The 9993-nt window shown below is 67.7% G+C and carries 10 protein-coding genes; 7 read left to right on the forward strand and 3 right to left on the reverse strand.

The window, feature by feature from the left end; all coding sequences use genetic code 11:
• Nucleotides 1-15: 15 nt before the first annotated feature.
• Together ACTHJR_RS06605 and ACTHJR_RS06610 are read right to left on the reverse strand one after the other, a co-directional pair.
• The gene (locus ACTHJR_RS06605; RefSeq protein WP_440522332.1) at nt 16-798 is read right to left on the reverse strand and encodes a crotonase/enoyl-CoA hydratase family protein; all 783 of its coding nucleotides are present in this window, start codon (nt 796-798) and stop codon (nt 16-18) included.
• 95 nt (nt 799-893) lie between these two features.
• On the reverse strand, nt 894-2435 hold the full coding sequence (locus ACTHJR_RS06610) for an acyl-CoA synthetase (protein ID WP_440522333.1): 1542 nt from the start codon (nt 2433-2435) through the stop codon (nt 894-896).
• A gap of 255 nt (nt 2436-2690) precedes the next feature.
• On the opposite strand from ACTHJR_RS06610, the gene ACTHJR_RS06615 reads away from it, so the two are divergent.
• Entirely contained in the window at nt 2691-3179 is a 489-nt protein-coding gene (locus tag ACTHJR_RS06615; RefSeq protein ID WP_440522334.1) for a PaaI family thioesterase, read from the forward strand.
• Nucleotides 3176-3565, forward strand: coding sequence for a PaaI family thioesterase (locus ACTHJR_RS06620; protein WP_440522335.1), 390 nt, complete (start codon nt 3176-3178; stop codon nt 3563-3565). The genes ACTHJR_RS06615 and ACTHJR_RS06620 overlap by 4 nt, the downstream gene beginning before the upstream one ends.
• 104 nt (nt 3566-3669) lie before the next feature.
• On the opposite strand, the gene ACTHJR_RS06625 is transcribed toward ACTHJR_RS06620, so the two are convergent.
• Nucleotides 3670-4887 carry a PQQ-dependent sugar dehydrogenase gene (locus ACTHJR_RS06625; protein WP_440522336.1) on the reverse strand — a complete coding sequence of 406 codons (1218 nt, stop codon included), beginning with the start codon at nt 4885-4887 and terminating at the stop codon, nt 3670-3672.
• Nucleotides 4888-5066: 179 nt separating this feature from the next.
• Between ACTHJR_RS06625 and rimP the strand changes: the two genes are divergently transcribed.
• The 5 genes from rimP to infB all read left to right on the forward strand — a co-directional run.
• A complete protein-coding gene (gene rimP, locus ACTHJR_RS06630) occupies nt 5067-5597 on the forward strand; it encodes a ribosome maturation protein RimP (protein WP_440522337.1) in 531 nt (176 codons plus the stop codon).
• Nucleotides 5597-7201: a transcription termination factor NusA gene (gene nusA / locus ACTHJR_RS06635; RefSeq protein ID WP_440522338.1), complete on the forward strand. Its 1605-nt coding sequence runs from the start codon at nt 5597-5599 to the stop codon at nt 7199-7201. The genes rimP and nusA overlap by 1 nt, the downstream gene beginning before the upstream one ends.
• Nucleotides 7201-7431, forward strand: coding sequence for a tautomerase family protein (locus tag ACTHJR_RS06640; protein WP_440522339.1), 231 nt, complete (start codon nt 7201-7203; stop codon nt 7429-7431). Before nusA ends, ACTHJR_RS06640 begins: the two co-directional genes overlap by 1 nt.
• Complete coding sequence (locus ACTHJR_RS06645) at nt 7412-8209, forward strand: DUF448 domain-containing protein (RefSeq protein WP_440522340.1); 798 nt, start codon at nt 7412-7414, stop codon at nt 8207-8209. Before ACTHJR_RS06640 ends, ACTHJR_RS06645 begins: the two co-directional genes overlap by 20 nt.
• Nucleotides 8206-9993: translation initiation factor IF-2 (infB, locus tag ACTHJR_RS06650; protein WP_440522341.1), on the forward strand; the 1788-nt coding region annotated here is incomplete at its 3' end. The genes ACTHJR_RS06645 and infB, both read left to right, overlap by 4 nt.

A 9993-nucleotide genomic window follows, 5' to 3' on the forward strand; every position in this document is an offset into this window, starting at 1 on the left:
CGCGCGCATCAAGGGTCAGTCGTCGAAGACCGCCGGGCGCTTCTGCATGTTGGCCGCGACCGCTTCCATCATGTTGGGCTTGCCGATCACCTTGACCTGCTCCTCGGTCTCGGCCTCGAGCATCGCCAGCGGGTCGGCGTCATGCATCATGTTGAGCAGGCGCTTGTCGCCGCGGATGGCGTGCGGGCTGCGCCCGGCGATCTCGCGCGCCAGATCCATCGCCGCCTCATGCGGATCGACCGCGATACGGGTGATGAAGCCGTGCTGGAGCGCCTCCGCCGCGTCGAATTCGCGCGCGGTGTAGACCAGCTCGCGCAGCACGTCGTCGCGCGCCAGGCTGCGCCACAGGGGAAAGCCCGCCATGTCGGGGACGAGGCCCCAATGCGTCTCGCGGATCGCGAAGCGCGTGGCGGGCGCGGCGATGCGGATGTCGGCGCCCGACATGATCTGGAAGCCGCCGCCGAACGCGACGCCGTGGACCGCGGCGATCACCGGCATCGGCAGATTGCGCCAGCCCCAGGACACGTGCTGCGGCAGAATCGCGCCCTGGTCGTTGCGGCCGCGCGCCGACAGGCCCGAGCCGCCGCCCTGCATGCTGACCATGTCGAGCCCGGCGCAGAAGCCGCGTCCCTCCCCCGACAGCACGACGCAGCGGACGTCGGTCCGGCCGGCGAGCGAATCGATCGCCTCCCCGATTCCCTCGAACATCGCCGGGTCGATCGCGTTCATCTTGTCGGGCCGGGCGAGCCGGACATCGGCGATCTGGTCGGCGATCTGGATGGTGACGCGGTCGTTCATGGCGCTCTCCAAAAGACGTCACCCCAGCGAAAGCTGGGGTCTCCTGCGGTATTCCCTTCCACAAGATGCCAGCTTTCGCTGGCATGACGGGTGGGTCAGACGATCCGCGATCCGCTCTCGCCCCAATAGCGGTCGCGGAGCAAGCGCTTGTAGAGCTTGCCGGTCGGGTGGCGCGGCAATTCGGCGGCGAAGTCGATCTGGCGCGGCATCTTCACCCCCGACAATTCGGCGCGGCACCAGGCGGTCAGTTCCTCGGCCAGCGCCGGCCCGGCGTCGGCCATGTCGGCGGGCTGGACCACCGCGATCACCCGCTCGCCCATGTCGGGATCGGGGCCGCCGATCACCGCGACGTCGGCGACCTTGGGATGGGTGATCAGGCGGTTCTCGATCTCCTGCGGGTAGATGTTCACACCGCCCGAGATGATCATGAAACTCTTGCGGTCGGTGAGGTAGAGATAACCCTCTTCATCCAACCGCCCGATATCGCCGAGAGTGGTCCAGCCTTTGGCGTTCGCCGCTTCGGCGGTCTTGGCCGGATCGTTGTGATAGGCGAACGCGCTGCCGCCTTCGAAATAGATCAGTCCCTCGCTTCCCGCCGGCAGTTCCTCGCCATCCTCACCGCAAATGTGTGCGATGCCATAGGCCGGCTTGCCGACCGATCCCTTGTGCGCCAGCCATTGTTCCGAGTTGATCGAGGTGAGGCCGTTACCCTCCGACCCAGCATAATATTCGTAGATGACCGGCCCCCACCAGGCGATCATCGCTTCCTTGACCGGGATCGCGCAGGGCGCGGCGGCATGGATCGCGGCCTTCATGCTGGAGATGTCGTGGCGGCGGCGATCGGCCTCGTCGAGCTTGAGCATGCGAACGAAATGCGTCGGCACCCATTGGCTGGCGTTGACGCGATATCGCTCGATCAGCGCGAGCGCCGCGACCGGATCGAAATGCTGCATCATGATCACCGTGCCGCCGAGCCGGTGGACGGTCATGCACCAGCGCAAGGGCGCGGCATGGTACATCGGCGCGGGGCTGAGATAGATCGTATCGGCACTGAAGCCGTACAGGCCCTGCGCCAGCATCGACAGCACGCTGACCGCGGCGATGTCGGGATCCTCGGGCAGAGCGACGCGCACGCCCTTGGGCCGGCCGGTGGTGCCCGACGAATAGAGCATGTCGACCCCGGCGCGCTGGTCGGCGATCGGCGTGTCGGGCTGCGCGGCCAGTGCGTCCTCGAGGCTGTCCCAGCCGGCGACCGCGCCGCCGAGCATCAGCCGGCCGAGATCCATGATCGACGGCCCGAGTGCTTCGGCGACCGCGGCCAAAGCGGCCGAGGCGACAACCAGTTTCGCCCCAGAGTCGCGGATAATATACTCGGCCTCGGGCGCGGTCAGCTTGGACGGGATGCAGACGTAGAACAGCCCGGCGCGCTGTGCTCCCCAGGTCAGCGTGAAATAATCGGGGACATTGTCCATGAAGATCGCGACGGTGTCGCCGATCGTCAGGCCGCGCGACCGGAACAGCTGCGCGGCGCGATTCGAGCGCCGGTCGAGTTCGGCATAGCTCCACGTCTCGCCGGTTTCCGCGACGATCAGCGCCGGCTTGTCGGCGTTGGTCCGCGCATGGACGCTGGGATGCATCCGCCTCTCCTTACATCAATGTCAGCAAGGCTAGCCGGTCGCGGCGACAAGGCAAGAGGCGCGTGATCGGGAGGACGAACTTGCAGCCTTAATCCTCCCCACGCGAAGCGTGGGAATGGTGGAGGGGTCGCAGCGGCGAAGCCGCGAGGACGGGATTTTCCCCTCCACCGTCCACTTCGCGGCCGGTCCCCCTCCCCATCTGCGATGGGGAGGATTTGGCGTGTCGCATGCCCGACGGACGGCATCTCATGCCGGATGAAGTTGCACCGAGCGGCGGCGCGTGTAGGGCTGACCGGCATGACGGCGGCTTTCCAATTCGATCCCGAGCGCTTCTTCCGCAGCCGGCTGGGCCATGGCGGCGCGCTCGGCATCGGCTATCGCGGGCATGGCGTGGACGAGGGCGTTCATTGGGCCGAGCTCGAATTGCCGTACGACAAGCGGCTGATCGGCGCGGTCGAGACCGGGGTGATTGCCTCCGGCCCGATCGTGGCGCTGATGGACATGGCGACCAGCATGGGGGTGTGGCTGCGTGCCAATGCCTTTGTGGCGCACGCCACGCTCGATTTGCGGGTCGATTACCTACGCCCAGCGACCCCGGGCAGGACGGTGATCGGCCGCGGCGAATGCTATCGGCTGACGCGCTCGATCGCGTTCGTGCGGGGGCAGGCGCATGACGGCGACCCGGGCGACCCGCTGGCGCATGTCGCCGGCACCTTCATGGCGCCCGACGGCTATCCGCGATGATCGACCGGCTTCCTCCTTATGCGCAATTGCTCGGCCTCACCGCCGAGCGCGACGGCAACGGTGCGCCGCTGCTGGTGATGCCGTTCGCGACCGATGTGCTCGGCCGTCCCGGCTTCCTCCATGGCGGGGCGATCAGCGGGCTGATGGAAATGGCGGCGATCGTCGCCTTGCACGACGCACTTGAGGGCGAGGGCGGCGGCGAGATCAAGCCGGTCAACGTGACGGTCGATTTCATGCGCGGCGGCCGCGACAAGCCGACCCGGTCGCGCGGCATCGTCACCCGCCTCGGCACGCGCGTCGCCAATGTCGAGGCGACCGCCTGGCAGGACGACCCGGACAAGCCGATCGCCGCGGCGCGGATGAATTACCTGATCGTGCGGCGGTAGATTTCTGCCGGCGCGCCTACAAAGGCAGCATGAGGGAGCGCTTGTTGAACTGCCCTCTCCCGCTTGCGGGAGAGGGCTGGAAATCGGCACCGCCTACGCGAAAATCACCTCTTCGGCGTCAGCCGCATCAGCCGCCCGCCCGCGCCCCGCTCGCCATCCTCGAGTAGCCAGATCGATCCGTCGGGCGCCTGGGCGACATCGCGGATACGCGTGCCGAAATCCCAGAAATTGGCCGGAGTCGCGGTGTCGCCCGACAAGGTCACGCGCACGAGGCCGGGCGTCGACATCGCGGCGATGAACAGCGAGCCCTTATACTCGGGGAACATATTGCCCGAATAATAGATCATCCCGCCGGGCGAGATCGACGGGTTCCACCACAATTTGGGCGCTTCGAGATCGGGGCGGCTGGGATGGTCGGGGATCGGCTGGCCCGAATAATTGTCGCCGTTGGAGACGATCGGCCAGCCGTAATTCTTGCCCGGCAGGATCAGGTTGAGCTCGTCGCCGCCGCGCGGGCCCATCTCCTCTTCCCACAACCTGCCGTCGGCGGCGAAGACCAAGCCATAGGGATTGCGGTGGCCGGTGGTCCAGGTCATCGCCTCGACGCCGCCCTTCTCGTACATCGGGTTGCCGACCGCCGCCTTGCCGTCGAGCGTCAGGCGCAGGATCTTGCCCAGCGCCTGCTTGGGATCCTGCGCCGGGGTGAAGCGCTGGCGTTCGCCCGAGGTCAGGAAGAGATATTGCCCGTCGGGCGAGAAGGTGATGATCGAGCCGAACTGGCCGCCCGGTCCGTTCGATCCCGAGCGCCAGATTACCGATAGATCATCGAGCTTGCGCCCCTTCAGATCAAGTTTCGCCTTGGCCAGCGCCAGCGCGCTGCCGCCCGCGCCCGGTTCGGCATAGCTCAGGTAGATGATGTGGCTGTCGACATAGGTCGGCGCGATCGCGGCGTCGAGCAGGCCGCCTTGTCCGCCCCGCGCCACCTCGGGTACGCCGGCGATCTCGACCATTTTGCCGTCGGGCTGGCGCAACTTCAACACGCCTTTCTTCTCGGTCACCAGCAGCCCCTGGTCGTTCGGCAGGAAAGCCATCGCGAAGGGCGAATCGAACTTGCCGATATCGGTCACGGTGAACGGCGCCGGCGTGGCGGGCAGATTGGCGCGCCCGGTGGTTGCCGCGACGTTCCGGATATCGGGTTCGAGCGGCGAATTGCGCGGCACGCCGCTTTTTGTGGTGGCCGATTGCGCATTGGTCTGCGCGCCCGTCGACCCCGAACAGGCGGTGGCGACCAGGGCGGTCGAGAGCAGCACGCGACGGATCATGACCAAGTCTCCAACGGGCGGGGGAACGACGCTGGCACAACGCCTCGCGCATCGCCAGGGTTGCCGCTTGCCAGGGCGCACCGAGCGGCCTATATCGCCCTCAATCTCTACATCGTCAGGTGAAGAGGTCGGAGGGCTCCCGCCCCCCGGCGCCGAACCTGCTTGTTTGACGGAAACCCATGGCGGACATCGCCCGACTGACGCATTTGATCGAGCCCGAGGCCAAGGCCCTGGGTTTCGACCTCGTGCGCGTGAAGATGTTCGGAGGGAAGGACGACCTGACGCTGCAGGTGATGGCCGAGCGGCCCGATACCCGCCAGCTGACGATCGACGATTGCGCCGACCTGTCGCGCCGCATCTCCGACCTGTTCGACGAGGTGGATCCGATCGAGGACGCCTATCGACTCGAGGTCAGCTCGCCCGGGATCGACCGGCCGCTGACGCGACTCAAGGATTTCGCCGACTGGGCGGGGCATGAGGCACGCATCCAGCTGACCGCGCCGGTCGATGGCCGCAAGCAGCTGACCGGCGATCTCGCCGGGATCGAGGGCGACCGCATCACGATCGACGTCAAGAAGCACATGAAGATGACGATCGGCTTCGACCAGGTCGCCGACGCGAAGCTGCTGATCACCGACAAATTACTGGCTGCAACTGCGCCCCTTTCCACCGAGGGCGCCGAAGAAGAATTCGAAGAGGAAGAGAATTGATGGCCACCGCCGTTTCCGCCAACAAGGCCGAACTGATCGCGATCGCGAACTCGGTCGCGAGCGAAAAGATGATCGATCGCGGCATCGTGATCGAGGCGATGGAAGACGCCATCCAGCGCGCCGCCCGCGCGCGCTACGGCGCCGAGAACGACATCCGCGCCAAGCTCGACCCCAACACCGGCGACCTCCGCCTGTGGCGCGTCGTCGAAGTGGTCGAGGCGGTCGATGACTATTTCAAGCAGGTCGACCTGAAGGGCGCGCAGAAGCTCCAGAAGGACGCGTCGGTCGGCGACTTCATCGTCGATCCGCTGCCCCCGATCGAATTCGGCCGCATCGCCGCGCAGGCCGCCAAACAGGTCATCTTCCAGAAGGTCCGCGACGCCGAGCGCGAGCGCCAGTTCGAGGAATTCAAGGACCGCATGGGCGAGATCATCACCGGCGTGGTCAAGCGCGTCGAGTTCGGTCACGTCGTCGTCGATTTGGGCCGAGCCGAAGGCGTCATTCGCCGCGACCAGCAGATCCCGCGCGAAGTCGTCCGCGTCAACGACCGCATCCGCTCGATCATACTCAACGTCCGCCGCGAGAACCGCGGCCCGCAGATCTTCCTGAGCCGCGCGCATCCCGACTTCATGAAGAAGCTGTTCGCGCAGGAAGTCCCGGAAATCTACGACGGCATCATCGAGATCAAGGCGGCCGCCCGTGACCCGGGCTCGCGCGCCAAGATCGGCGTGATCAGCCACGATTCGTCGATCGACCCGGTCGGCGCCTGCGTCGGCATGAAGGGCAGCCGCGTCCAGGCGGTCGTCCAGGAAATGCAGGGCGAGAAGATCGACATCATTCCGTGGTCGGAAGACACCGCGACCTTCGTCGTCAACGCGCTGCAGCCGGCCTCGGTCAGCCGCGTCGTGATCGACGAGGAAGAGGACCGGATCGAGGTGGTGGTGCCCGACGACCAGCTCAGCCTGGCGATCGGCCGCCGCGGCCAGAACGTCCGCCTGGCCAGCCAGCTGACCGCCAAGGCGATCGACATCCTGACCGAGGCCGACGCCTCGGAGAAGCGCCAGCGCGAATTCGTCGAGCGCTCGGAGATGTTCCAGAACGAGCTCGACGTCGACGAGACGCTGGCCCAGCTGCTGGTCGCCGAGGGCTTCGGCGCGCTCGAGGAAGTCGCTTATGTCGAACTCGACGAGCTCGCCTCGATCGAGGGCTTCGACGAGGACCTGGCGCAGGAACTGCAGAGCCGTGCGCAGGAAGCGCTCGACCGCCGCGAGCAGGCCAATCGCGAAGAGCGCCAGGCGCTCGGCGTCGAGGACGCGCTGGCCGGCATGCCGTACATGACCGAGGCGATGCTGGTCACGCTCGGCAAGGCGGGCATCAAGACACTCGACGACCTCGCCGACCTCGCCACCGACGAACTGGTCCAGAAGAAGCGCCAGGAACCGCGCCGCCGCGCCGAGGACGCGCCCAAGCGCCCCGAGGACAAGGGCGGCGTACTCGCCGAATACGGCCTGACCGATGAGCAGGGCAACGAGATCATCATGGCCGCCCGCGCGCATTGGTTCGAGGACGAGGAAGCGCCGGCGGCGGAGGGCGAAGAAGCCTGATGCCGTTCGTCTCGATCCGCATCTCCGGCACCGCCACGAAGGACCAGAAGTCCGGCATCGTGGCGGACGTCACCAAGTCGCTCGTCGAGCGGCTGGGCAAGAACCCGGCTGCCGTGCAGATCGTGATCGAGGAAGTATCGACCGAAAACTACGGGGCGGGCGGCCTGTTGATCGCCGACCGCGACGCCCCTAAGATCGAGGGAGACGCGCATGCGGTCCCCTCGCAATGAGACGGCCAATTCTCCGATAGCGTCACCTACGTCGACTCCTTCCTTTCAAGGGAGGAGGGCGAAGACTGACGACCCCGTCCGCCGTTGCATCCTGTCGGGCGACCGGGAGCCGCGCGGCGAGTTGATCCGGCTCGCGCTCGGGCCGGACGGGCAAGTGCTGCCCGATATCCGCGCGAAGGCGCCGGGGCGCGGGGCCTGGGTCGGGGTGACGCAGAGCGAGCTCGACGCCGCCAACGCCAAGGGCAAATTGCGCGGCGCACTGGCGCGGGCGTTCAAGACCAACACACTCGACATCCCGACCGATCTCGGCGCGCGGATCGCCGAGCAATTGCAGCGCGCGTTCCTCGACCGGCTGGGGCTGGAGTCGAAAGGGGGCAAGATCCTGATCGGCACCGAGCGGATCGAAACCGCGGCGCGATCGGGTCAGGTCCACCTGCTGCTCCACGCGTCCGATGCGAAGCCCGACGGCGCGCGCAAGCTGGCCCAGGCGTGGCGCGTGGGGCGCGATCGCGAAGGCTCCGGCGAGCAGGGCTTGGCAGTGCCGCTGCCGCGCACCATATTGTCCTTGGCGTTAGGCCGCGAAAATGTGGTACATATCGCCGTGACCGACCCCGCTGCCGCGGTGCGCTTGCGTGACGCGCTCGACCGCTGGCGGCTTTTTATCGGCCCTGAATTGACACCCGAGCCTTGCGAAACGGCCTCGCAGGGCGCATCGGCGCTTCGCGCGAAAGCAGGAAGTGCCGGCGGCAAGGCCGACAACGACGAGGTTACTGAGTGAGCGATACCGATAACGACAAGCCGAAACTCGGGATGCGCCAGCCGCTGGGGCTGAAGCGCACGGTCGAGACCGGCAAGGTGAAGCAGAGCTTCAGCCACGGGCGCTCGAACACCGTCGTGGTCGAGGTCAAGCGCCGCCGCGTGCTCGGCCCCAACGCCGGCGGCCCGGCCGAAGCGCCGGTCGTCGAGGAAGCGCCCGCACCGACCCCGGCGCCCGCCCCCGCGCCCGCCCCGCGCGCGCCGTCGCCCGCTGCGGAAACGCCGCAGGAACGCCAGGCCCGCTTGCTGCGCGAAGCCGAAGAGCAGCGCATGTCGGCGCTCGAGGAAGCGCGTCGTCGCGAAGATGCCGAGCGCCAGGCCGCGGCCGAGGAAGCCGCACGCCGCGCCGAGGAAAAGGCCAAGGCCCCCGAGCCTGCGCCGGCCCCTGCCCCGACACCGGAACCCACTCCGGCGCCCGCCGCCGAAGCGCCCGCCGCGCCGAAGCCGGCGCCGACTCCCGCCCCGACGCCGGCACCGGCCCCCGAGCCGGTCGCGCTGCAACTCGATCCGTCGATGCCCGCGCCGCGCCGCTTCACCCCGGTGCAGCGGCCCGAGATCGTGCGCCCGGCGCCGGCTCCCGCGCCAACTCCGGCAGCCGCCGCGCCGTCGGCTCCGGCCGCGCGCGCGACTCCGACCGGCACCGGCCAGGCGACCCCGCGTCGCGTCGAGACTTCGCAGCCGGCGCGTCCCGGCCAGCGCGACCGCAAGGGCGAGGAACGCCGCGGCGGCAAGCTGACCGTCAACCGCGCGCTCGGTGGTGAGGAAGGCGCGCGCGCCCGCTCGCTCGCGGCGCTCAAGCGCGCGCGTGAAAAGGAACATCGCCGTCACATGGGCGGCTCGGCGCCGCGCGAGAAGCAGGTCCGCGACGTCGTCGTGCCGGACGCGATCACCGTTCAGGAGCTCGCCAACCGTATGGCGGAAAAGGGCGCCGACCTGGTCAAGGCATTGTTCAAGATGGGCATGCCGGTCACCGTCAACCAGACGATCGACCAGGACACCGCCGAGCTGTTGGTCACCGAATTCGGCCACAACATCACCCGCGTCAGCGATTCGGACATCGACCTCGCCACCGACACGGTCGAGGATGCGGCCGAGACGCTGCAGCCGCGCCCCCCGGTCGTCACGATCATGGGCCATGTCGATCACGGCAAGACCAGCTTACTCGACGCGCTGCGCGGCACCGACGTGGTGCGCGGCGAGGCCGGCGGCATCACCCAGCATATCGGCGCCTATCAGGTCACGCTGAAGGACAAGTCGAAGATCACGTTCCTCGACACGCCGGGCCACGAAGCGTTCAGCGAGATGCGCGCGCGCGGCGCCAACGTCACCGACATCGTCGTGCTGGTGGTGGCCGCGGACGACGGGCTGATGCCGCAGACGATCGAGGCGATCAACCACACCAAGGCGGCAGGCGTGCCGATGATCGTCGCGATCAACAAGGTCGACAAGCCCGAAGCCAATCCGCAGCGGATTCGCGAGCGCCTGCTCGAGCACGAAGTCGTGGTCGAGCAGATGGGCGGCGACGTCCAGGACGTCGAGGTTTCGGCGCTCAAGAAGACCGGGCTCGACGAGCTGATCGAGAAGATTCAGCTCCAGGCCGAATTGCTCGAATTGAAGGCCAATCCCGATCGCGACGCCGAAGGCACCGTGATCGAGGCCAAGCTCGACAAGGGCCGCGGTCCGGTCGCGACCGTGCTCGTCACCCGCGGCACGCTCAAGGTCGGCGACGTGTTCGTCGTCGGCGCC

Source organism: Sphingomonas sp., assembly GCF_051962185.1.
Classification (GTDB): domain Bacteria; phylum Pseudomonadota; class Alphaproteobacteria; order Sphingomonadales; family Sphingomonadaceae; genus Sphingomonas.